Source organism: Phaeodactylibacter sp., from assembly GCF_040219495.1.
Lineage (GTDB): Bacteria > Bacteroidota > Bacteroidia > Chitinophagales > Saprospiraceae > Phaeodactylibacter.
This window is the reverse complement of record NZ_JAVJSK010000080.1, coordinates 58,295-81,069: the sequence shown is the minus strand read 5'-3', so window position 1 is coordinate 81,069 and position 22,775 is coordinate 58,295. Positions and strand designations below refer to the sequence as shown.

General features: G+C 54.7%; 16 protein-coding genes. 3 read left to right on the top strand and 13 right to left on the bottom strand.

The window, feature by feature from the left end; translation table 11 throughout:
• Nucleotides 1-29: 29 nt before the first annotated feature.
• On the bottom strand, nucleotides 30-1,592 hold the full coding sequence (locus RIC19_RS12750) for a tetratricopeptide repeat protein (protein WP_350178710.1): 1,563 nt from the start codon (nucleotides 1,590-1,592) through the stop codon (nucleotides 30-32).
• Nucleotides 1,593-1,894: 302 nt separating this feature from the next.
• Here RIC19_RS12750 and RIC19_RS12745 point away from each other — a divergent pair, with 302 nt between their 5' ends.
• From RIC19_RS12745 to RIC19_RS12735, 3 genes are read left to right on the top strand one after another with little or no spacing between them, the layout of a single operon-like run.
• Nucleotides 1,895-3,508, top strand: coding sequence for a DUF1800 family protein (locus tag RIC19_RS12745; protein ID WP_350178709.1), 1,614 nt, complete (start codon nucleotides 1,895-1,897; stop codon nucleotides 3,506-3,508).
• Between the two features lie 23 nt (nucleotides 3,509-3,531).
• Nucleotides 3,532-5,556 (top strand): DUF1501 domain-containing protein, encoded by a 2,025-nt coding sequence (locus tag RIC19_RS12740; RefSeq protein WP_350178708.1) that lies wholly within the window; start codon nucleotides 3,532-3,534, stop codon nucleotides 5,554-5,556.
• Nucleotides 5,557-5,560: 4 nt separating this feature from the next.
• A complete protein-coding gene (locus RIC19_RS12735; protein WP_350178707.1) occupies nucleotides 5,561-9,172 on the top strand; it encodes a T9SS type A sorting domain-containing protein in 3,612 nt (1,203 codons plus the stop codon).
• 74 nt (nucleotides 9,173-9,246) lie between these two features.
• Here RIC19_RS12735 and RIC19_RS12730 read toward each other — a convergent pair whose 3' ends face one another.
• The 12 genes from RIC19_RS12730 to RIC19_RS12675 form a co-directional block, all read right to left on the bottom strand.
• Nucleotides 9,247-9,411 (bottom strand): hypothetical protein, encoded by a 165-nt coding sequence (locus RIC19_RS12730; protein WP_350178706.1) that lies wholly within the window; start codon nucleotides 9,409-9,411, stop codon nucleotides 9,247-9,249.
• Between the two features lie 10 nt (nucleotides 9,412-9,421).
• Entirely contained in the window at nucleotides 9,422-10,063 is a 642-nt protein-coding gene (locus RIC19_RS12725; RefSeq protein WP_350178705.1) for an SDR family oxidoreductase, read from the bottom strand.
• Nucleotides 10,064-10,107: 44 nt separating this feature from the next.
• Complete coding sequence (locus RIC19_RS12720) at nucleotides 10,108-11,061, bottom strand: radical SAM protein (protein WP_350178704.1); 954 nt, start codon at nucleotides 11,059-11,061, stop codon at nucleotides 10,108-10,110.
• A complete protein-coding gene (locus RIC19_RS12715; protein ID WP_350178703.1) occupies nucleotides 11,058-11,792 on the bottom strand; it encodes an ABC transporter ATP-binding protein in 735 nt (244 codons plus the stop codon). The genes RIC19_RS12720 and RIC19_RS12715 overlap by 4 nt, the downstream gene beginning before the upstream one ends.
• 29 nt (nucleotides 11,793-11,821) lie before the next feature.
• Nucleotides 11,822-12,586 (bottom strand): ABC transporter permease, encoded by a 765-nt coding sequence (locus RIC19_RS12710; RefSeq protein ID WP_350178702.1) that lies wholly within the window; start codon nucleotides 12,584-12,586, stop codon nucleotides 11,822-11,824.
• A complete protein-coding gene (locus tag RIC19_RS12705; protein ID WP_350178701.1) occupies nucleotides 12,583-13,440 on the bottom strand; it encodes an ABC transporter permease subunit in 858 nt (285 codons plus the stop codon). The genes RIC19_RS12710 and RIC19_RS12705 overlap by 4 nt, the downstream gene beginning before the upstream one ends.
• The gene (locus tag RIC19_RS12700; RefSeq protein ID WP_350178700.1) at nucleotides 13,440-14,663 is read right to left on the bottom strand and encodes an ABC transporter substrate-binding protein; all 1,224 of its coding nucleotides are present in this window, start codon (nucleotides 14,661-14,663) and stop codon (nucleotides 13,440-13,442) included. The genes RIC19_RS12705 and RIC19_RS12700 overlap by 1 nt, the downstream gene beginning before the upstream one ends.
• 19 nt (nucleotides 14,664-14,682) lie before the next feature.
• Entirely contained in the window at nucleotides 14,683-15,330 is a 648-nt protein-coding gene (locus RIC19_RS12695; RefSeq protein ID WP_350178699.1) for a hypothetical protein, read from the bottom strand.
• A complete protein-coding gene (locus RIC19_RS12690) occupies nucleotides 15,327-15,980 on the bottom strand; it encodes a hypothetical protein (protein ID WP_350178698.1) in 654 nt (217 codons plus the stop codon). The genes RIC19_RS12695 and RIC19_RS12690 overlap by 4 nt, the downstream gene beginning before the upstream one ends.
• A gap of 145 nt (nucleotides 15,981-16,125) precedes the next feature.
• The gene (locus RIC19_RS12685) at nucleotides 16,126-19,218 is read right to left on the bottom strand and encodes a TonB-dependent receptor (RefSeq protein WP_350178697.1); all 3,093 of its coding nucleotides are present in this window, start codon (nucleotides 19,216-19,218) and stop codon (nucleotides 16,126-16,128) included.
• Nucleotides 19,219-19,349: 131 nt separating this feature from the next.
• A complete protein-coding gene (locus RIC19_RS12680) occupies nucleotides 19,350-20,039 on the bottom strand; it encodes a TIGR04282 family arsenosugar biosynthesis glycosyltransferase (RefSeq protein ID WP_350178696.1) in 690 nt (229 codons plus the stop codon).
• A gap of 247 nt (nucleotides 20,040-20,286) precedes the next feature.
• Complete coding sequence (locus RIC19_RS12675) at nucleotides 20,287-22,761, bottom strand: TonB-dependent receptor (RefSeq protein WP_350178695.1); 2,475 nt, start codon at nucleotides 22,759-22,761, stop codon at nucleotides 20,287-20,289.
• Between the last annotated feature and the right edge of the window lie 14 nt (nucleotides 22,762-22,775).

The following is a 22,775-nucleotide window of genomic DNA, read 5'->3' as shown; positions in this document are numbered from 1 at the left end:
TCATTCGTGATGTGGGCGGCTGTTTCTTTTTACTGTACGGAGCTCAACTGTTCTTTTGCTTTAAGCTCGCCGTTGACTGCCAGGGTCCGGCCGGGGCCACGTTCCTGTGCCATTTCGTACATTTTCAGGGCTTCAGTGTAAGACTTTTTCTCCATCAGGAAATCAGCGTAGAATTCATAGGCCGGATAAACCACTTCGGGAGGGCCGTAGCTGTAGTCGATTCTGTGTTGGGTATTGACTGCACGGACCATAAACTTCTCGGCTTTTTTCTCATCCCCTCTTAGGCGCCATAACAAGGCTTTAAGCTCAATTTCCATCACTTCTGCCTGCTTAACCTCTACTTTATTGGCACTGCCCCAGGCGCTGCTCGTACTGCACATGGGCGCACCGCCCGTAGCCATAATCATGGACGCTTGCTGCCGCTTGTCCGCCAGCGTATCAATGAGGGCCGCCAGACCTGCTTCGTCCTCCTGCCGGTAAGCCTGATAGCCTTTCAGGAAGTACCCTACCGCCTGATGGCTGATATTCAAATCGTTCAGGTCTACTTCAGTTGCGGCCAGCGGATGGTCCCAATTGCCGGTTTCCACCAAAAAATTGCCCAGCATACGCACCAGGTAAGAACGGGCAGTCACAGAGGGTAATTCCTGCGTATAGCCCACCATTTGACTGAGGATGTCTTCGGCCTCCTCAACGGATCCCTTTTGCAAATAGCCATACTGAAGCCAGTGGAACGCATGGTAACTCCTGGCGTCATTGTCCAGGTCTTTGGCTTTCATCCGTTTGATACTAGCCTCATAGGAAGCGATATTGGAATTCACCACTTCTTCCCACATGCCCATAGCCACGTAAATATGTGAGGGCATGTGTAGGGCGTGGGTGGCATCCGGAGCTACTTTGGCATAACGGTTGGCAGCATCGATTGCCAGGCGGGCATGATTCGGATCATCATAAGAGTGGATCAGGTAATGTAATGCCCCGGGGTGTTCCGGGTTTTCGCGTATGATGCTTTGCGCAATACCTGCACCCTTCTCAAACACCGCCACGTCTCTGCCCGCCTGCACACTCCCCAGCAGGGACAGGGCATAGAAAGCCGCCACCTCCTGATTGTCGGGGTACTTTTCGTAAAGGCTGCTCATGAAATCGGCATAAGCAAGGTCACGGTCTTCTTTTTCGCCTTCACCGTAGAGGACATCAAGTGATTTGATAAAATCTTTTTCGAGCGCCGTACCGGCTTTGCTAAGCTGTTTATCCAGTGTCCCCCCCAGCCGCTGCATGGTGGCGCGCGCCTTGGCTTGTTGCTGACGGTGCCAGATCGGCTGATTGTAGGTCATGGCCTCGCCCCAGTAAGCCATGGCAAAGTCTGCATCCACTTCCTGTGCTTTCTGGAAAGCCGCCCGGGCGTCCTCATACTCAAAGCTGTGGAGCAGTAGCAGCCCTTTCTCAAAATCTGGCAGGGCCTCCGGTGCACCGCTCACTTTCAGGTTAACCGCTCCGAGTTGGTGCGCAGCTGAAGTAGTACTTGTATTATGGTCTGATTGACAGCTCGTTAGGACCATCAAAACGGGCAGTATAAAAATGTATATTTTGGCCATTTGATCTTTTTTTACAAAGCTAAGCATTAATTTATTTAGAAAAACATCCGGGTATACTTGATCAAAAACTCAAATATTATTAATATTGAATGAAATTCAAGAGGGGTTCCTCTATATCCTTTTCCATTTTTCCTGCTAAAGCTCAACGATAACCGTTAAGCAAACACTTCGCAATCCTACTACAATACTTTTACCGGGCCGCTACACGGCTGCTTTTTGCGTGTTGTGCGCAAAAGCACAGCTCCCCCAAGTGGTTGGGCCGAAATCGACATTCATTAATCTGCTTATCAACCTAAAAACCTATGTCGCACCTAAGTCCCCGGCCCGGACTGCTTGGCAAAAGACTAGCCGCACATTTGCTACGGCGGGCTTCCTTTTATGTCCCTGCAGACCGGATCGATGAATTTGCCGGCAAAACGGCTACCGAAGCGGTGGAAACCCTGCTCATAATCCCTCCCCTCACCCACCCTGAGGGGCCAGTAAACTGGATGGACAACGGTACCGCCTGGCTCACCACCGGCCCTTACGATAACGGCCCGAATACCTTCATGGGGCGTAAACGGCGGGCGGTTTGGATGTGGGTGGCCAACGAAATGCTGCACGACCCTTCAGTACGGCACAAAATGGCCCTCTTCTGGCACAGTATCTTCGTAACCGAACAGGACCGGGACTGGTCGGAATTTGACCTCTTCCGGCTATTCCAGATATACGCCACGGGCAACATCAAGACCCTGGCCTACAAGGTTACCCTCGACAATAAGATGTTGCGGTACCTCAATAACAACAACAACCGCAAGGACAGCCCCAACGAGAACTACGCCCGGGAGTTCCTTGAGCTCTTCACTATTTTGAAAGGGCCCGTACAGGGTACTGGTGATTATACCAACTATACCGAGGAAGACATCGTACAAGCCGCCCGCGTACTGACTGGCTTTGACGACCACTTCTTTGAGCATAAAGACCCCGAAACAGGGCTGGCAACCGGCCGGGCTATTTATAACCGCCACCACCGCGGCAACAAAACCTTCACCACCGCCTTTGGCAACCGGACCATTTTGGGCGCTACCGATGAAGCCGATATGTACCGGGAGCTGCAGGAGTTTGTAGATATGATTTTTGAACAGCAGGAAACCGCCCGCGCTTACGTCCGGCGGCTTTACCGCTTCTTCGTGAGCGACCACATCAGCGAAGCTGTGGAGCAAGCGGTGATCATGCCCCTGAGCGAGCAGCTTTACAATGATGACTACCAGATCGAAAACACCCTGCGCACCCTCCTTTGCAGCCGTCATTTCTTCGACGAAGCGGACAGCAACAGCAAAGACGAGATTATTGGTGGTAAGCTCAAGAGCCCGCTCGACTATGTGCTGGGCGCCATCAACCTCTTTGATGCCAATCAAATGGGCGTGCTGAATGAAAACCCTGAGTATTATGATACTACCGCGCAGCGCTTCCTCTACGAACACCTCGAGCATCTGGGCTTTACCTTTTACCCCTTATCGGTAGAAGGCTACCCCGGCTTTTTCAAGGGCCCAAACTACAGCAAATTCTGGTTCGATCAGTCGACCATTGCCCACCGCTTCCGGCTGCCTTATTCTTTACTGGAAGGCAAGACGGTACGTAACAACCGGGATATCCCATTTCAGATTGACCTTGTGCCATTTTTCCAAAACCGCTTTACCCATCAGGAGTATGCAGACGAACTGGTACGGCAATTCCTGGAGCTTGCCCTGCCCGAAATGCCGCAGGGGGAACGCTTTGACTACTTCCTCCAAAAGTTGCTGGGCGACCTCAGCCCCATCAACTGGATGTTTGAATGGCAAGGCTACCTGCAGACCGGCAACGACGAGTCCGTAAAGGTAGCCCTGACCGATCTGTTCGAAGCCGTGGTCGGCTCTCCCGAATTCCAAACTTTCTAAAAACCCGAGCACAATCCACTAATATGAATCGAAGAAACTTTCTGCAAAAATCGGCAGCGCTCGGCTTGTACCCGCTTTTGGGCGGCGCATTGCCGCTGAGGGGACTGGCTTCCACCACGCCATTTCTACCGAACCCCTGTGAGGTGACCGACCGCAGCGTCGTCATTATATTCCTGAATGGTGCGAATGATATTTTCAATACGGCCGTTCCACTGTCTCAGTTTTCTGCGTACACCCAATTCCGCCCTACCATACACCTGCCCGAACAAAGCCTCCTCACCCTGGATGGCAATTTGAGCGATGAGCAGGCACTCGGGCTTCACCCCCGCCTGGCGGAATTTAAAAACCTGTACGATGACGGCCTCCTATCCCTGGTACAAGGCGTAGGCTACGATCAGCCCAACCGGTCTCACTTCAAGTCTACCGAAAACTGGCTGACCGGCAGCGGCGGCGCCATTCAGGATCAAAAAGACGGCTGGATGGCCCGATTCCTGCAAGACCGCTACCCCGGCTACAACGGCACACCGTTTGACGGAGAGCCCGACCCCCTGGCCTTGCTATTTGGCAACACCATTTCCACCGGGTTCCACTCAGCAGCTGAACACCGCCTGGAGATCAACCTCTCCGGGCAGGACCCCGCCGGCTTTTACACCCTGATCTCGTCTCTGGGCGGCGCGCCTATCCCACAAATTCCGGATACGGAGCACGGCAGCATCCTCAGCCACATTCAGACCATTAGCAACAGTGTGAACGTGTATGCCTCACGGATATCGGATGTTTTCAATGCCGGTACGAATACCGCAGACTACCCTGATAGCTCCCTGGGCAATCAGCTCAAAACCATTGCCCGTATGCTGAGCGGGGGCAGCCGCACCAAAATGTTTATGGCCAGCAAAGGCGGCTGGGACAACCACAACTATATCAATCAGTCGGGCAATACCACCGAGGGCACCCACGCCAATCTGCTGGGCGATCTGAGCACCTCTGTCAACGCTTTCCAGGAAGACCTGCAGAGTTTGGGCCTGGACAACAACGTGCTCACCGTGATCTTCTCTGAATTTGGCCGTAAGATCATTCAGAATGGCAGTCAGGGCACCGACCACGGCACGCTGAGCTCTATGTTCCTGGTTGGAAAAGGCGTTGAGGGCGGTGTTGTAGGCAACAACGTCAACCTGAGCGATCAGGATAACCCCGGGGCACCGAATCCGGCACAAATACAGTACGACTACCGGCAGGTGTTCTCTACTGTGCTGCAAGACTGGCTGGGTGCCAATGACAACGCTTTGCAGAGCACCTTCATCAACAGTGCGTATATCAACAACCGGCCCAGCTTCATCAACCCCAACAATCTGGTGCCCGCATCTTGCTACTACACGCCACAGCCCCCGGTAGCCTGCGCCTGCATCCGGGTCCGGCTTTTCCTGGAAGGTTTCTACAATCCGCAATCGCAGCGGATGCATACGCAGTTGCTGGAACAGAATGCCCTGCCAGACCAACAGCCCTATGCGGCCATTCCTTTTGCCTACAACGGCACAGAAAGCGTTGTAACCTGGCCGGCGGATACCGTCGACTGGCTGCTGGTAGAGCTGCGGGCCGCCAACGATTTATCCAACGTCGTTGCGCGTAGTGCCGTGCTGCTCCGGGCCGACGGGCAATTGATGGACACTAATGGCACCCCCGGTATTTCATTCGATGAAGTTGCCGATGGCACTTACCACCTGGCTGTATTCCACCGAAACCACCTCGCGGTCGTTTCTGCTGAGCCTATCCCAACCAATAACCCGAGCTTCCAGTATGACTTTAGCGCAGACGAAGCACGGGCGATGGGCGATACTCAGCTCAAGCTGTCCGGGCAGATTTGGGCGATGCGCTCCGGCGATGCCGACCACAACCACATCGTCAATAATCAGGACTACAACCTCTGGAAAGCCCAACAGGGACAGGCTGCCACCTACGATAGCTCTGACCTGAATGCCGATGGACAGGTAGATGCCAATGATTTTCAACTCTGGCGCGGCAACCGGAGCAAAATGGGCCAACTAAAATAACCGAATGATGAAAAGGACCACAATACTTCTGAACTTATTGGTGTACGCTCTTTTCAGCAGTGGACCGCTCCTGGCTCAAAGCGTTGCCTTGCAGCTTCAAGCTTCCAAAGATTGTAACTTGTACCGGTATTGCACCGATATCGTACTGGAGTCCGATAGTGGAGATCCCATCAGCATGGGTACCTCTTCCCTACTGCTCACTTACAATGCGGAGGCCTTGGTGTTCCATAACTACGAGCCCCTAGCTTATAACGGCGGACAAGACTGCGTAGATGGGGCAATGAGCCCATGGTCTGCACATGAGTTTGACGCCTATTCCCATCCCGGGCAATTTAGCCTCACCCTCCTGCTCAATGATGACATGCCCCCCTGCCTCGAGATGGACGAAGCAGCTACGGTTACCCTTGGGACCATTTGCTTTGACGTACGTCAGCAGGGCGGTGACCCCATCATCGCCTTTGCTGCCGCCCATACCGCTTTCAACCGGCAAACGCCCAACGATGGCAATGCTCCTTTGACCGTCAGCAACTGGCCGGCGCTATCCGGGGCAGGTACTCTGGCTTGTGATTGCCCTGGTGCCGGCGCGGTTTGTGACGATCAGAATGTCTATACCGTTAATGACCAATATGACAACAACTGCAACTGTGCGGGCAAAGCACTGGACTCTGATGGAGATGGCTTGCCCGATGGTGTAGACCCTTGTCAGAATATCGCTTATGAAGCAGAAGGCTTTTTGCACGGTGGCGTGATGCTTCGCAACAACATCCCGCAGTTTTTCGGCTATGGCTACGTCGATTTCAATAATGACACCACCGAGTTTATCACCCTGCCGGTAAACACGACCCTGCCCGGGGAACACGAGCTTAAAATCCGCTATACCTCCGGCAATCGCGACCGCTATCTCAAGCTGCTTATTGACGGGGGGACCGCTGTTGAAGAAGTCACTTTTCCGGAAACGGCAGATTGGGAAGACTGGCAGGAGATCACCCTCAGCCACAACTTCACGCCCGGGGAGCATACCATCACCCTGCGCCCGGTCAGCGGCTGGGGCCCCAACCTGGACCGCGTGGAGGTTTCTATTTGTGATGGCTGCCCTGAGGGCGGTACGCCCTGTGACGATGGCGACCCCTGTACCGTTGAGGACGTACTGGACCGGGACTGCAATTGCGGCGGGCGTATTATTGATGAAGACGGAGACCAGATTTCTGATATTTGTGACCCCCACGTCGGGTCCGCTGCTGACCTCCCCCTGGAAACAGGAATGGCTCGTGCGGTAACAACAGACTGGCAGACCATCACCCTAAGCGAGTCTTATGACTCTATGGTCGTCATTGCTACTCCTCACCTGCCCCACAAAGATGCCCTGCCCGTAGTCACGCGTATCCGCAATGCGCAGGGCAACAGCTTTGAACTGAAGATTCAAAACCCCGGGGGTAGCACCACCGACGCCTACGCCGTGTACTACCTGGTTGCAGAGGGCGGTACCTACACCACAGCATACGATGGCATAAAAATGGAAGCCCGCCTGGAGCCTGCCCTCAAAACCGCAGATGCCTCCAATTGGTGGGCTAACCGGGAGCAGCGTACCTTCCGGCAGTACTATGAGCAGCCGGTGGTGCTCGGACAAGTCATGACGACCGAAGACGAAGCCTGGTCTGTTTTCTGGGCTTCCCGGGGTAACCACTCCGCACACCCTCCGGAGATGGGCAGCCTGGCGGCAGGCAAACACAAAGGAGAAGACTATGATACCGAGCGGGGCACAGAATCTATCGGGTTAATCATAGTAGAAGCAGGCGAATACGAAGTGCGGGGCAGCAAGCTGGAAGCAGGACTGGGCACCGATATTATAAAAGGCCCCAACAACACGGGCTTTACGTATGAGCTTCAGCATGATGTTGCACGGGGTGCGGTGCTTAGCGCAGCAGGTATGGATGGCGGTAATGGCTACTGGCCCGTCCTTTTCGGCACCTACCCCATTGAGCCCGGCCTAATCCGACTGGTCGTAGATGAAGATCAGATTCACGACGACGAGCGTGCCCACACCAACGAACAGGTTGCCTATCTGGCATTCGAAAGCCAGCTCTGCCGCTATGATGCCGACCTTGATGGCGTTTGTGATGCCGAAGATGCCTGCCCGGGCTTTAACGACCGGGCTGATGTGGATGAAGACGGCATACCTGATGCTTGTGATGACTGCAATGACAACCTGATTGGCCGACCCTGTGATGATGGCATTGATTGTACTATTCTGGATGTTTATACCGCGGACTGCGGTTGCGCGGGTATCCCCATGGACACTGATGGCGATGGCGTATGCAACTGGGAAGATATCTGTGAGAATGGGGATGACAATATAGATACCGATAACGATGGGATTCCCGATGCCTGCGACCCGAATGTGGGAGATGCCACCACCATGCCCATCGAGAGCGGCCTGATTGACGGGGTGACGGATACCTGGCAAACGGTGGCCCTCAACCGGAGTTTTGAGGAAATGGTCGTAGTGGCCACTGTACAACTACCCAGTTATGATTATGCACCTGTCGTCCCACGGGTAAGAAATGCAGTTGGAAACACCTTTGAATTAAAAGTCCAGAACCCGGGTGGATCAACGGACAGCCTCTACAACGTCCACTTTATAGCCGTGGAAGCAGGTCAATACCGGGCAGAATACGATGGTATTACCATGGAAGCCGGATTCGTGAGCGCCCTTGAAACGGCGAATACCAGCTCTTGGTGGTCTGCCCGCGAAAAACGCGAAATGGAACAATCCTACACACAACCAGTGCTGCTGGGGCAGGTCATGAGTGAAAACGATACCCGCTGGTCCGTATTCTGGGCATCCGAAGGCAACCATTCCGGCAACCCCGCCAAGCCTGACAGCTATGCTATGGGCAAGCACATTGCTGCCGATACCATCACGGACCGGGCAGTGGAGACTATCGGCTATATCCTTATGGAAGCCGGGCAGTACAACCTTAGCGGCGTTATGCTTGAAGCTGGAGTTGGGCCGGATATCATTGGCGGGCAAAACGCGAATGATACCTACAATACAGTCGTCCCCGCCCCCAATGGTGCTGTTCTCAGCGTAGCGGGCATTAAAGGAGGCGACGGGCACTGGCCTGTCCTCTATGGTGCGGCGCCTTTCAGCAATCAAACGTTCGAATTGTCTGTAGATGAAGACCAAATTTCGGATAGCGAGCGCTGGCATATGGACGAAGCCATTGCTTTTATTGCTTTCAATAACACCAATGCTACGATTCCGAACCTGGCCCTGACTACACCTGATACGCCGGAGCCAGCGAGCCAGATTGCAGCGGTTAGTCCAACGCAGGAACCGCCTGTAGTTTCCGAGGTCCAATTCCAGGCTTTCCCGAACCCGGTTTATGATGCGGTTACGGTAAATGCAAACGTTAACAGCGGCGCTCCGTGCACCCTGACCGTAGTAGATATGAATGGCAAAGTCCGGTTAACGCGTATCCGGTCCATGACCAACAGTTCAGTATTACAGGAAACACTTGACCTCAGCCACCTGCCCAACGGCTACTACTTCCTCCGACTGAATGATGCCGGACGGGACCGAACGATAAGACTGGTAAAGGTTAACGGTCAGTAAATAGAATATTCCCCCTTATTATCGACTGAACCCCCGGACCGTATAGAAATATGCGGTCCGTTTTTTATTAAAAATCAATCCCAGCGTTCCTCATCGTAGGGGATAATGTAAGCCTGAATGGTTGTGCCGTCAAAGTCTTCCTCCCCCTCGCGCACAATGTCCGGGTAGGCAATATTGTTGGGGCAAAAGACGAGGTACAGCCCGGTGGTGAGGCAGAGGCTTTGGCAATAGTAAGCCAATTGGCAGTTATTAAATCCGCTCCACCGCCTGCTCAATCGGCTGATATCCCTGCAGCATCTCATAAGAGCCCTGGTAGGTATTCGGGCGGTCCAGGATTTCCCGTATGGTCGTGGCCACGTCTTCGCGAGGGATTTCGCCCATACGCTCCTGCGTACGCTCAGCGATGTCTACCTTACCCTGTCCACTGTCGTTGGTCAGGCGGCCCGGCTTGAGGATGGTGTAGTTCAGCCCGGAGGAAATGAGGTGGTTGTCGGCGGCAGCCTTGGCTTCGTAGTAGTGCTTCATGGAGTCGGGCCATTCTTTCGGCTCAAAGTCGGCACCGAAGGCACTGACCATAACGAACCGGTCGATGCCTTTGGACTTGGCTTCGTTAATGGCTTTGACAGCGCCCTTCTTGTCTACCAGTTCAGTTTTTTCCTCCCCGGTATCGGCACCGGAGCCTGCGGTAAACACTACGGCATCTATACCCTGAAAGGCATGGCCAATGTCTTCTTCCAGATCGGCCAGTACCGGATTAGTTCCCTTTTCCTTAAAGGTATTCACGTCTTCTTCCTTCCGCACCATGGGCACCGGCTCGTGTTGGCTGTCTTTAAGTTTATCTACCAGCTGTGTGCCGATTTGCCCGTTCGCTCCAATAATCAGTACTTTCATAATTGCTTTTACTGGTGAAAGGCAGGCGGGCAGCAGATGTTCGTTTACGCATTCACTACCGGCAACTCCACGAAGGTATCCGGGTTCATATCCTGCAGGTGGTCATTGAAGAAGGCATCGCAGTACAGACAGATGTTTTCCAGCTCCCGGGTACGGGCTTTGGCTTCGGCCTCCGATACGCCCAGGTGCTCGCCCATGCGCCAGGGGTCGCCTTCGTTCAGCTTTTTGAAAACGGGGTGCTCAGCCATGCGCGCCAGCACATCGGCTACTTTTTCCTTCCGGGCATCGCCCATGGGGAATTTCGTGCCCGGGCAGCAGGGGTTAATCCGCCAAAGCTGAATGCTAATTTCCTGCGGGATGTCCTCGTAGCCGCCCAGGAAGTTGCGGGCACCGGAGAGGATGGTACAGAAGTTGTGCTCGGGGTCGCGCTTCCAGATGTCTTTTTCTATGGCACGGCCACGGGCCCAGTTGCCCCCCAGCCACATGTCATCGGTAGCGCCCCAGGCACCCCAACTCAGCGGATGGCCATGCAGGTAGTTTTGCTTGTCCACCAGCGGGTCCTTGTCCTCTCCGTTAACGCCACGGGAATCGAACAGCTCGGCCAGCTCCATCAGGCGGGCACCTGCTTTTTTGTGGAAACGGTCAATGCTCGCGATGTCGAAGCGGGTCACGCCCTTTTCGATGAGGGTGTCCAGGATTTCTTCGGTCAGCAGGTCGCCGTTGGTTTGCAGCATGATTTGAGTGCCCTGATCAGTATAGCGTTCCCGCAAGGCATCCAGGATATTGTACAGCTTTTTGCGGTCCGCGATAGGCTCTCCCCCGGAAAGGATGATGCGGTCGATGCGCTCCGGCAAGTTATCAATGATCATCATGCACTCTTCCTCGCTGATGCGGGCACCGTAGGGACCGGAATCATTGTAGCAGTGGTCGCACTCGTCGTTGCACAATTGGGTAAAAACCCAGTATAAAGATTCGCAGTGATTGAAGTCTACTTTCATTTTGTCAGTTTTATGCTTTGAAGGTCTGTCCAAAACCGGGCTTCCTCCAGGGCACCGGTTTGTTCATCCGCAATAAATTCGGCGCGGTTTCCGTATATTTTTAATTGCCCACCGTCCATCATGCCGAGGCGGTCGCCCATGAGCATGGCTTCCTTGAGGTCGTGGGTCACAAAGATGGCGGTCAGCCCGAGGTCTTTAGCCACCCGCTTGAGCAGTTGCTGCATGCTGCGGCGGGTCTCGGTATCGAGGGCCCCGAAGGGCTCGTCCAGCAGCAGCACCTGTGGTTCGATGACAAGTGCCCGCCCGAAAGCTACGCGCTGCCGCTGCCCACCGGACAATTGCTCTGGCATTTTCGTGGACTGTTCCGGTAGTTGCAGCCGTTCCAGCAGGTGGCCCACCTTCCTGCGCACTTCCATCTCCGGCACTTTTCGCAGCCGTAAACCAAAAGCGATGTTCTCAAATACGTTCAAATGCGGGAACAACAGGGCCTCCTGATAGAGGTAAACGATACCACGCTGATTTGCGGGCTTTTGAGATAGATCTTTTCCTTCCAGGAGCACCGTACCACTATCGGCGGCTTCCAGTCCGGCCAGCACTTTCAACAGCGTGGTCTTGCCGCTGCCAGAGCGCCCGAGGATGCTCAGCATTTCGTGCTGTTGCAGCGTAAAGCTCAGGTCCCGCAGGACTGCTTCTCCTCTGAATTGCTTACTGATCTGTTTAATTTCCAGCATCTGCTGCTTTCTTCGTTGTTGTCATACGATCAAATGTTCCGTTCCTGAAATACGACTTGCCGGTTCAGCCACAACAAGATTACCGGGGGCATAATCAACAGGCAACTCGCCAGGGCCGCCAAAAAAACATTGGCTTCGTTCACATACTGAAAGACCCGCAGCGTCAGCGTCGGCACCTTCCCCACCCCGATCAGGTTGGTGAGCCCGTACTCGAACCAGGAGATAAGGAACAGCTGAAAAAAGCAGGTCATCAGCGCGCCCTTTGCCACCGGCACCAATACTTTGGCGTAAGCCTGACGGGTACTGCCGCCAAGGGTTTTTACCAATTCTTCCATACTACGCAGCCGCTCATTCCAGAAGCTGCTGAAGAAAATCACACCGTAGGGGAAGGTGATGAACAACTGCGCCAGCAATACGCCCCCAAAGGTCCCGTACAGCCCGCCCACGATGAAAAAGAACTGCAGGCAGGCCGCCAGGATGACCGGCGCAAAGACGTACGGAAAGTACGCCAGGCTCAGCCAGGCTTCCCGCTTCGGGTGGTAGGCGATATGCCGGCTCACCCAGAAACTCAGCCCCGTGGACAGCGTAGCCACACTTAGCGATAATAACACCGAAAGCAGCACACTGTTGCCTAAGCCTTCGCTGCCGCCCAAAACCACTTGCCAGTTGCTCAGCGACCACTGCTCCGGTAACAACACCGGGTAGGGCCACTGCCTTCCCAGCGACAGCATCAGCAGGAAGGCGAAGGGGAACAGGATCAGCCCGATCAGCACTATTTTGGTGAGTCTGCTCATGCGCGGCCCATTTGTTTTCGATTGTACCACAGCAGGCCGCCCAGTAAAATCACGACCATGACCGTGTAGGCTACACTGATAGCGTAAGCTTCAGGGATATCGCCCAAATTGTACCGCTGTAGCCGCTGTATGGTCCGGACAGAAACCATCTGCACCGATTGACTGCCCACGAGCAGAGGGATTTCGTAACTGCCCATGACAAACATGAAGTACAGAAATACGGTGGCCAGTCCTCTGCGTAGTAGCACCGGTACCGCTACCCGGAAGATACGCTGCCGTTTTTTCGCGCCAAGCGTAGCCGCCAGTTGCAGGTACTCGCCCAGGCGTTCGTTTTGGTAAAGGTTGGCAAAGAAGATGGTAAAAAAGGGCGTCGCCATGATCACATGCGCCACGATGATGCCGATGCCATAGTTGTCATTCACCCAGTCCGGAAACTGCTCCAGCGCGCTGATGAGACCCAGCTGATACGATAGCCGCGACAGCCAGCCGCCTTTGCCCAGTAATTGGAAGATGAAAAAAGCCATCACAATAGCCGGTATGCTCAGGGGCAAATAGATGAAGAACGACAGCGTGCCCCGGGTGAACGCCTGTGGGGCCCGCAGTACCAGCGCCAGCGCCAGCAGCAGTGAAAGCAGAATACTCACTGCCGCCACAAACAGGCTGAAGCCCAAGGTGCGCCAAAAGGCAGTATCAGTCAGCACTTCCTGCCAGTGCACCAGGGTGAGGCCTTCCGCCATTATGCCGATCAGTCCCAGGCTGTAGAGTAAGGCATAGCTCACACCGGCTACAATCGGCACTGCTGCTAACCATACAAAAAGGCTCCTGCTGCTGTATGCCGCCCAACGTTCCTGCATCAGCCCTCAATGATTTCTTTACGAAAGTCCTCCGCCAAACGGATCATATACTCCGGGGCCAGCTCCATCAGCGCTTTGTCCTGAATGGCCTCCCGGTTGGGCGCGTACTGCCGGTTGGGCAGGTTGCGGAACTTCCCAGCCCAGTCTTCGGGCAGTTTATCCAGGCTGAGCACAGTGCCGTCGCCCCAGACCGCCGGGTCCATTTTGCGGTACTGTGCCTCCGGGGAGATCATAAAATTGGCGACCACCATAGCTGCCGCTTTGTGAGCCGAGTGTTTGGCGATGCCCAGGTAATGGGAATTCTGAATGGTCCCCAGCTCCCATACGTAACCACGGGCAGTTTCCGGGAAAACGCCCTGCATAATCTTGTTGTCTACCTCACAATCATTGTTGCTCATGGTGAAATGCAATTCCCCATTGGCAAACATCTGATGCATGGGCGCTACGCCTTCCGGGAAGGATTGACCTTCTTTCCAGAGGTAGGGCTTGAGCTCGCGCAGGTAGTCCCACAACTGAGGGGCGTACTGCCCGTATTTGGCTTCGTCGAAGCCGCCGGCCAGCGCCTTCTGTCCCCCGGCAATATCAATCAGCAGAGCTTTTAGGAAGGTTAGTCCGGTGAAGCGGGTGTCTATGGTAAACGTGCCGGGGTGGGCTTTGGCGTAAGCCAGCAGCTCTGCCCGGTTCTGCGGTGGATTGGGCGTGCGCAGGGTATCGTAGATGATGGCCATCTGCACATTACCCCAGGGGCATTCGTACCCGTCTACCGGCTGCTGAAAGTCGACGCCTATGAAGGGGTTGTCTAAATCAATAAACTGCGCATTGGGCAGCTGCTCCGTCCAGGGCCCGTGCAGCCCTTTGATCTGCCGCAACTGGTAGAAGGTCTCCCCGTTGATCCACATCATGTCGACTTCGCTGTCGGTTTTGCCGGCCTGCAGTTCCGCCATCATCGTCTGTACGATGGTCGAGCCCTGGCCGCTTACGATATTGAGCTCGATGCCGTAGCGCTGCTTCACTTCCGGCTTCACGTAGCTTTGCATGTAGTCGTTGATGAGCGGGTCGCCGGTCCACATCATGTGGGTAAGGGTGGCGCCCCGGGCTTCGGCTTCGATTTCAGGCCAGCTCATTTGGGAAAGGGCTTCCTGCGCGGTTTCCGGTGCGGTACCATCCCCGCAGGCCGACAATAAAAGCGCCAGCACAAGGCTGAAAAAAGTAGGTCTTGTCATGGTTTTGCTTCGTTTCTTACTAATGGTTTTCCCAGGCCACGCCATAATCTGCCGCCTGCATTTCAAACCGCCCTTCCGGCTTCACCCCGCAGAGCCATTCGGTCAGCTTATCGACGTAATGATCGAGGTGGGTGATTTGTTGAATGCCGTGCTCGACAATCGGGTCCAACGTGGTGGCGAATAGGGTACCCCCGTAGTGGTTCGTCTCCCAGGAGATGACCTCTCCCCTGCCGTTGGTCTGCACCACCCGGGCGTGCTCCGGTATGCGGGTGTACACGCCGTGGGTGTGCCAGCAGGCGTGGCGGGCACTCAACCCATCGTAAACCGGGTGGCTGTAGTCGGTTTTGGAAACGGGTGGGTTAGTGGGGTCTTTTACCCACCAGAAATTATTGACCGGGCGGTCCTCCCACTGCGCATCGAGCCAATCGGCGGTACTGTCGCCGGCGACGAAGACTTTACCGCCTTGCTCCAGGAAGCCATAAATCAGGTCTTTGCGCTCCCGGATGGCTGCCTGATTAGACTGAAAAGGCAGGGCGATAGCCTTCAGCCCTTGCAGGGAATCTTCAGTGAGTTCGTGAATGTACAGCAGGCGGTACAGCTCCTTATATTTTCCCGCTTTCGCGAAAGCGTACTGCGACCAGACGCCGTTGAAAAACAATCCTATCATGATACCGGTGTTTTGATGAGTTTGGTGAGTAAATTGTGGTACAGCCTGGTCAGGCCTTCCATAGAGCCCGCATCGTCGGTAGTGCCGTAGGCGTAATCGCCAAGCGGCCCGCTGGCGGTGGCGAAGATCGTGCCCGGGGTGGTCTGCTCATCGAGCAGCATGATGCAGCGCCCCCAGGTATCGGCGACCACTACTTCCGCTTGGGGAGCAGGCCGAATGTAGCCGCAGGCCCACCAGCCGCTGATGCCGTTGGAGAAGATAAAGTGGTCGAGGTCTACGCCTTCAAACAGCCCGTAGCGGTCGGCTTTCAGGGTGTAGCGGATGTCGATGGTCTTTTTGCTGTTGTCGGCCAGCCACTGACTGCCAGGCAGCCAGTTGGTGAACCAGCCGTCGAAGCAAAATAGCGTTTTGCCCTGATTCAGAAAGGATTGTACAGCTTTCCGCCAGCGGTACATCGCTACCTGATCGGTACCGTTGGGCACCACGAGCAAGTCATATGGACTGAAGTCCGGCGCGGTGGCCTGATGGGTAGGCAGGAAATCGTACTGCACGTGCGGCTGATCGAGGTAGCTCTCGCGGAGCCCGACGATGCCGTTGTCGATGACGGCTGCTTTGATCATGGTGGTGGTATTATTTTCAAATTGCTTCATAACTACTTATATGCGACCTCTACGAGGTCAGTTTCCTTGATGTTAGCCGGGGGGTAGCAACGTGGGACTTCTAACGAAGTTCTCATTTTCACCACGACTGCGTAAAACCTGTCTACCCGGCGAAGCCAGGTAGAGCTGCATAATACTAAAACGCGTACCGCAGCGTGAACTGAAACTGCCGTGGTGCACTCGCGTTGCGGCGCACCAGCAATCCGCTCGCTGCCGAACCGGGCTGAATCTGATTAGACTGCGTGGCGTTGTTGCTGTAGCCGCTCAGGTTTTGGGTATTGAAGACATTGAATACATCCGCCCGCAGCTGCAATTCACTATCGCCAATCTGAAAATCGTACTGCAAGCCCACATCAAAGGTATTGGACCAGGGCAGACGGTCGCTGTTGCGGCTCTCGCCGGGGAAACGGTCACTGTTGCCTACATAGGCATCACCAAAAGATGCGCCATCACCGTTCAGGTCGGTAGTGGAAGCGGTGACATCTACCAGGATAGGGTCGCCGTTTTGGTCGAAGGCGGGAGTACCGCCCGGGCCGGTGAGCTGCTGCTGCACAGGGTTGCCATTCTCATCCACTACTACGTAACTGACCGGCAGAGGGGTGCGGTTGATCGGCTGCCCGCTCTGAATCAGGCCAGCGACGGTCAGGGACAGGTTCTCCACCGGATAGTAGGTGAAAATGGTATTAATGATGTGGCGGCGGTCGTTGATGCTCGGGCCCCAATCGGCTTCGAAGTCATTGGCATCCATGGCGCGGAAGTTGATGTCTTCTGTGTTGTTTTCCAGATAAGACAGGGTGTAATTGAGGCGGAAACTATAGTCGTCCTCTCCCCTCGCCTTTTGGAAATTAAAGCTTGCCGCGTAGTAGCGTGACTCGCCGGCCGTTTCGCTCATCACCACATTGCGGGCTACGCCAGTCAGGGTTTCCCCATTGATGATGGCGCTATTGCCATTGACAATAGGTAGGGCGCGGGAAGCATCGGCTTCGGCGATAGTGCGGACCTGCGGGTCATCCGGGTCGATCTTGTAAGGCGCAGCGGCATTAAGGTTGCGCAGGCGCAGCAGATTGAAGGAGCGGTTGTGCACCAGGTCTACAAAGAACAGGCTGTTGCTGTTCATCTGCAGCTGATAGCCCAGCGCCATTTGGTGGGTGTAGGGGTTGTCGTAGCCGTTGGGGTTGAGGATGCGGCGTTCGTTGCTAAAGACGCCCTCACGCTGCTCCTGCAGGCTCTCCGCTGAAGGCCCTTCCAGATAACCGACATTAGAAGCAAAGCCGCTGAGGTTGCCCGCAAAGGTGACCGCATCCACGTCCGTACTGGCTGGCAAGACACCCTGATCAACAAAGTATTGGATTTGCTTGCGGTAGTCGGCGCTTGTGGTATTTTGCTGCAGAGCATCGCTGTAGATAGCGTAGGGGATTTTTTCGTAAAAGATACCGTACCCACCGCGCAGGCTGCTGCGGCTACTGAGTTTGTAATTGAGATTGAGGCGTGGGGCGATATTATTGAGATCGCCTTCGCTCGCCCCTCCTGCGGAGAGGTCGTCGTAGTCATAGCGCAAGCCCAGGGTTGCGGTCAGACGGGAAGTAGCCCGCCATTCGTCTTCCAGGTAAGCCGAGTAGATGGTCTGACGGGCACCAAAGGAAGTGGGGCGCAACTCTACGGCATAGCCAAGCACCTGCACATCGCTAGGGATATCATTCACATTCAGAGCACTGCCCCGGCCGAGGCCTCGCACCTGATCGAGTTGACCTTGGGTGAGGCGCACGGTATAGTTGCCATTGACATTCCCCCCACCGAAGAGCTGATGGTCAGCGGAGATGACCGACAGCCCGGCCTTTAGGGTGTGGTTTCCTGCGTAATAGTTGAACTTTTGCTGGAATTGAAGGGTGTTTTCGGTTTCGTCAAAGATGAAGCCGGGATGCCCCAACACGCCAACTGTGATGTCGTTGGGGTTGAGCAAGGTCACTTGCGGGCCGGGGCCATTCAGCGCCCGCCCGTAGTTCCAGCGAAAGCGGCTGTACTGTACATTAGTCTGTGCGCTGAAATTATCGCCGATGTAATTATTTTTCAGGGCCACCAAAACCGAGTTGCGGTCCTGCACGCTGCCTGCGGAAGGGAAGGTGACGCCCCCATCGAGCCCACCCCCCTGATTCTCAATATTCACCAGGCCGACATTTGCCCGCAGGCTGGAGGTGAAGCGCGGGCTCCAGTTGTGGTCGAGCTTCCCGGAGATGTAAGTAAAGTTGTTTTCGCCCCGTACGGTTTCGTTGACGCCCAGTGCGTCGGTATTCAGGAGATTGTCCTTGAGGTCGGTGGTATGCTCCACATTGAGGTAGTAAAACGTCCGATCCTTGACGATCGCTCCGCCAAAGCCCACACCCGCCTGATAGCGCTGGAAGCCGTCCCTGACCGCGTTGCCGGAGAGGTCGCGCTGCGCAAAGTCCGACTGCCCGTCGATGACCGGCCCCGGGCGGGTAATGAAGAAAGCCTCGCCGCCAAACTCGTTGCTGCCGCTACGGGTGGTGATGTTGACGATACCATTTGCCGTAAGGCCGTACTCCGCGCTGTAGTTGTTGGTCAGCACAGTGATATTGCGGGCAAAGCCCACCGGCATAGCAAACTTTTGCCCCCCGAGGAAGCGCTCATTATTGTCCATGCCATCAATCAGGTAGCTCGTGAAGAGCGGGTTCGCCCCGTTGATGGCCACATTCGGCGCTTCCGGGTAGAAGCCGGTGGCCTGAGAGACGTTGGGCAGGCGGAAGAGCACCCGGGTGATGTCGCGCCCTTCGATGGGCAATTCTTCAATTTCCCGTTGTTTTAACTCAAAGGAAACTTCCGCATCGGTGCTGTTAATTTGGGTCGTTGACGCCGCAGAGACTTCCACCGCATCAAGGGCGATCTGCCGGTTTTCGAATAAAGAGAGGGTGATCGTCGGGTTCTGATTAGAGCGGATACTGAACAGGTCAGATTCTCCGGATAGGAAATCCTCAGTTTCATCCGTCAGTACTTTATAGCCCGTTACTTCGGGCAGCCCTTTGAAAGTCGCCACGCCCTGATCGTTAGTGACTGCCGAACGCTGCAGGCCCCGGCTTTCGTTGAGCAGGCGGACTTCCATACCGGGCACAGGCGCATCGGTCAGGTAATTGATGAGATGGACATTAAGATCGGCTTGTGCCAGCAAACCAACAGTAGTGATGAAGCTCAGGAGGAGCGTCAATTTGATTTTCATAGATCGTGAGTATTTGAGATCGTGAGATTTTGAAATGATGTACGGAATCGCCCAACGGTTCAGATCAAAACCGAAGGCTGTTCTTCATCAATTGGGCGTTTGCCCACTGTTCAGCATGTGATATAGAACTACTACAGGAAAGCCCGTGACGGAGGTGCCCGCAGGCCAATGGAACGTAGAAAAGCAGATCGGAAAGCCGTCCAATGCAACTGAAATACAGCAGCAATCTCCTGCCCCATCAGGCGGCTCAACACCCTGCGCAGTGCAGCAGGCACCCGCCAAAACTGCCGGCGCAAAGTTTGGGTCTTATCAATATCAAAAGAGGTGCTCAGTACGGCTATTGGATGATCGGCCAGCGCCTGAAGCGCTACATAAACCGTATCTGTTTGCCAGGGCAGGTTGGCGAAAGCAGCCCGGTCGAAAGCAGTCCGCTGCAATCCAATCAAATAAGCGCCCCCATCCCGGGTTGGGCCCAGGACCATAGTGCGCCGCTCAAGCTGATGTACCGCCTGAAGCAGCAGACCGGTATTCAGCTCGGGGCAGTCGTTACCAATCGCAATCACCCGCTCATACCCCAAGTCAAAGACCGACTGATAGGCATTGGCGAAGCGTTCTCCAAAGGTAGCACCGACTTGCTGATCGCCCTGAATGATAAAAAAGGGCAGCCCGGTGCGCCGCGCCTGCTTTAGTGTATAGCGGTTGAGCCGTTGGAATAGCGCAGCACTCGCCTTTCGGCTACCCGCGAGGGGCTTGCAGCGCGCTTCGTCCTGCTCATTGCGGAGGAAGAGTAAAAGGGCAGTGCTTTGCTGTTCGGTGCTCATCGGGCGCTAAAGTAGGGAAAATATCGGTGGAGTGGATGTCGCTGCGGGGACAGTGGATAAGTTTGGAAATGGGAATTAATGCTGGTTTTATGTTTAATGGTTTTCTTAAAGCATATTTGGAGGAACACTGCTGCTGATAACCAAATATCTAATGATTTTTACAACAAAAAGGCTGGCTCCCCCAAAGGCGAGCCAGCCGTAGCCAACTATTGCGTATTTTCAGTATGTAGTGTATGAAATACCAAGTTTAGAAGTCGCCACCGCCACCATCGTAGCCGCCACCGTAGTTGCCCTGCCGCTTCTTCTGCTGATTGATGCGGTAAGAGAAAGTCAGACGGGCCTGACGGGCGCGCCACTGAAAGTCGCCTTCGCTGTAGAAGCCGGTGCCTTCATTGATGTAGCGCCAGCGGCGGGTATTGAAGACGTCACTTACGGAGAAGGTCAGCGTACCTTTTTTTTCCATAATGTCTTTGCTCAACGTCAGGTCCATGTGGTACATCGACTTGTCGCGGCCCTGTGGATCGTTGCGCGGTGCGCGGTAGTTGAAGCGGATTTGCGTATTCAGTTCATCCCAGAGGGTAATCTGTGAAGTCAGGCGGCCAAAAGAAGTGATGGCGTCTGCGCCCAAGTCTTCACCTCCTTCAGAAACACCGGAGATGATAGAGCGGAAGAAGTTGACGTTACCGTCGAGGTCCCACCACTTGGTTGGGGAAACTGAAAAGGTCACATCCAAACCATAAGCATCTTCGGTAGCCAGGTTTTCGGGCTGCGTAAAGGTGATGCCTTCTGAATTCACCCGCTGAATGCGCTCGGTTTTGCCGGTAGTGTAACGGTAGAAGACACCCGCCGTCATGGAGGCCTTGTCCCAGTACTTCAGGTAATTGATCTCGTAGGAGTCAGTAAACTCAGGGTTCAGGTTGGGGTTGCCAGTGAAGATGTTCCGGGCGTCGCTAAAGCTAAAGAACGGGTTCAGGCTCCAGAAGTTGGGCCGGTTGATACGGCGACTGTAGCTCACCTGCATAGAGTTGCCGCTCTCGCCCAAATCATAGCCCACGAATACACTGGGGAATAGGTTGAAATACTCCCGTGGATTGATCTGCTCAGTGGCGACCAACTCAGTGATCATTTCGGTATACTCTGCTCTCAATCCCGCCTGAAAGGAGAAGTCGCCGTACTTGTTGCCAATGCTGGTATAAGCTGCATAGACATCCTCATCGAAAAGGAAGTTATTGGTGAAGTCAGGAAGGTTCTCCCATCCGTCCATACCAAATTCGTCTACCTGAAAGTTAGTCTCTATGTCCCGGATGCCTGCCCGGAGACCGAGCTCAAACTTACCTTCTTCAGCAAACGGGCGCACATAGTCGGCCTGCCAGATCAGCTGCCGCTGCAGCTCCAGGTTGCTAGAGCGCTGCTCCAGTTCACTGGCTCCGGTTTCTTCAAACTCAGGAGTAAAATAAGCTTCCCGTATGACGGAGGTTTCGAGCTCTTCGCTATCCTGAAAGCGGATATCCGTAGTAAAACGATGCCCCTTCTCCTTGAATTCTTTCCGGTACGTCATTACGTATTCCAGGTCGTTTTCCTCTTCCCGCTCATTATCCGTACGGGTACTGATGCCAGTGGGATTATCCAGGTTGTTGATGTAATCGCGGTAAGTAATCTCAGAAATGTTATCGCCATCCTCCACGCTGTAGGTGAAATTGGCGGTCAGCGTACTCGTTTCGCTGAAGCTGTAGTCGGCACCTACGCGGACGTTATTGTCCCAGCCGCCGCGGGAGCGGTCGCGGGTCAGGTCCTGAATAAAGGTCGTATCGGGCCCAAATGCATTGCGGTCGTACACTTCCTGGTAGCGGCTGCCACTGCCCGGGCTGTCGCGGTAAGTCAGGCCGTAGTTGGCAAAGAAATTCCAATTTTTGACGCGGTAGTTGGTATTGATCGCCAGGCCAGCTTGCTCGGGGTAGCCTGCGGTGATATCCACGGAGCCGTTCCAGCCGTTCCGCTTTTCTTTCTTGAGGATGATATTGATGATACCCGCCATACCCTCGGCTTCGTACCGGGCACTGGGATTGGTAATGACTTCCACCCGTTCAATCAGGTTGGCGGGGATATTGCGGAGACCGTCCGTATCGCCCACACCGACGAGGCTGGATGGCCGGCCATTGATCAGGATGCGTACGCCGCCGCTGCCCCGAAGGCTCACATTGCCTTCCACATCTACCGTAACCGAGGGTACGTTGTCCAGCACATCGGTTGCTGATCCACCGAGGTTCGCCAGGTCCTTGCCAACGTTAAATACTCGCTTGTCCAGTGACATCTGCATCCGGCTCTTCTCTGCCCGCACCTCCACTTGTTCAAGGGTTGTGGCATCGGGCAGTAATTCGATCTTGCCTAAGTCGGCACTCATGCGCCCCCGTGCTATTTCAAAAGGTTTGGATTCCAGCTTTTGATAGGAAATAAAGGCAACTTCAAGGTAGTAGGTACCGGTACTCAGCTCAATGGAAAAAATGCCTTCCCCATCCGTGATCCCCCCGGTGACGAGCGTGCTATCTGGCAGTTGGTAGATCGAAACCGTAGCGTACTCCAAAGGCCCTCCGGATGAAGCATCCACAATCTGTCCTTTGACCAGTCCTTTTACATCGTCCCCGGGATCGGAAGACGCAGGGTTGGCAAATAGTAAAAAGGGTATGCTCAGTAGTAGTAGTGTAATCGTCAGGTGAGACTTCATTCGTGGAAATTTAT

Coding starts and splice junctions, on each gene's coding strand:
- RIC19_RS12700 (WP_350178700.1), bottom strand. CDS start 14,663: ATGACAAGACCTACTTTTTTCAGCCTTGTGCTGGCGCTTTTATTGTCG.
- RIC19_RS12735 (WP_350178707.1), top strand. CDS start 5,561: ATGATGAAAAGGACCACAATACTTCTGAACTTATTGGTGTACGCTCTT.
- RIC19_RS12715 (WP_350178703.1), bottom strand. CDS start 11,792: ATGCTGGAAATTAAACAGATCAGTAAGCAATTCAGAGGAGAAGCAGTC.
- RIC19_RS12720 (WP_350178704.1), bottom strand. CDS start 11,061: ATGAAAGTAGACTTCAATCACTGCGAATCTTTATACTGGGTTTTTACC.
- RIC19_RS12710 (WP_350178702.1), bottom strand. CDS start 12,586: ATGAGCAGACTCACCAAAATAGTGCTGATCGGGCTGATCCTGTTCCCC.
- RIC19_RS12695 (WP_350178699.1), bottom strand. CDS start 15,330: ATGATAGGATTGTTTTTCAACGGCGTCTGGTCGCAGTACGCTTTCGCG.
- RIC19_RS12750 (WP_350178710.1), bottom strand. CDS start 1,592: ATGGCCAAAATATACATTTTTATACTGCCCGTTTTGATGGTCCTAACG.
- RIC19_RS12740 (WP_350178708.1), top strand. CDS start 3,532: ATGAATCGAAGAAACTTTCTGCAAAAATCGGCAGCGCTCGGCTTGTAC.
- RIC19_RS12685 (WP_350178697.1), bottom strand. CDS start 19,218: ATGAAAATCAAATTGACGCTCCTCCTGAGCTTCATCACTACTGTTGGT.
- RIC19_RS12705 (WP_350178701.1), bottom strand. CDS start 13,440: ATGCAGGAACGTTGGGCGGCATACAGCAGCAGGAGCCTTTTTGTATGG.
- RIC19_RS12675 (WP_350178695.1), bottom strand. CDS start 22,761: ATGAAGTCTCACCTGACGATTACACTACTACTACTGAGCATACCCTTT.
- RIC19_RS12725 (WP_350178705.1), bottom strand. CDS start 10,063: ATGAAAGTACTGATTATTGGAGCGAACGGGCAAATCGGCACACAGCTG.
- RIC19_RS12680 (WP_350178696.1), bottom strand. CDS start 20,039: ATGAGCACCGAACAGCAAAGCACTGCCCTTTTACTCTTCCTCCGCAAT.
- RIC19_RS12745 (WP_350178709.1), top strand. CDS start 1,895: ATGTCGCACCTAAGTCCCCGGCCCGGACTGCTTGGCAAAAGACTAGCC.
- RIC19_RS12690 (WP_350178698.1), bottom strand. CDS start 15,980: ATGAAGCAATTTGAAAATAATACCACCACCATGATCAAAGCAGCCGTC.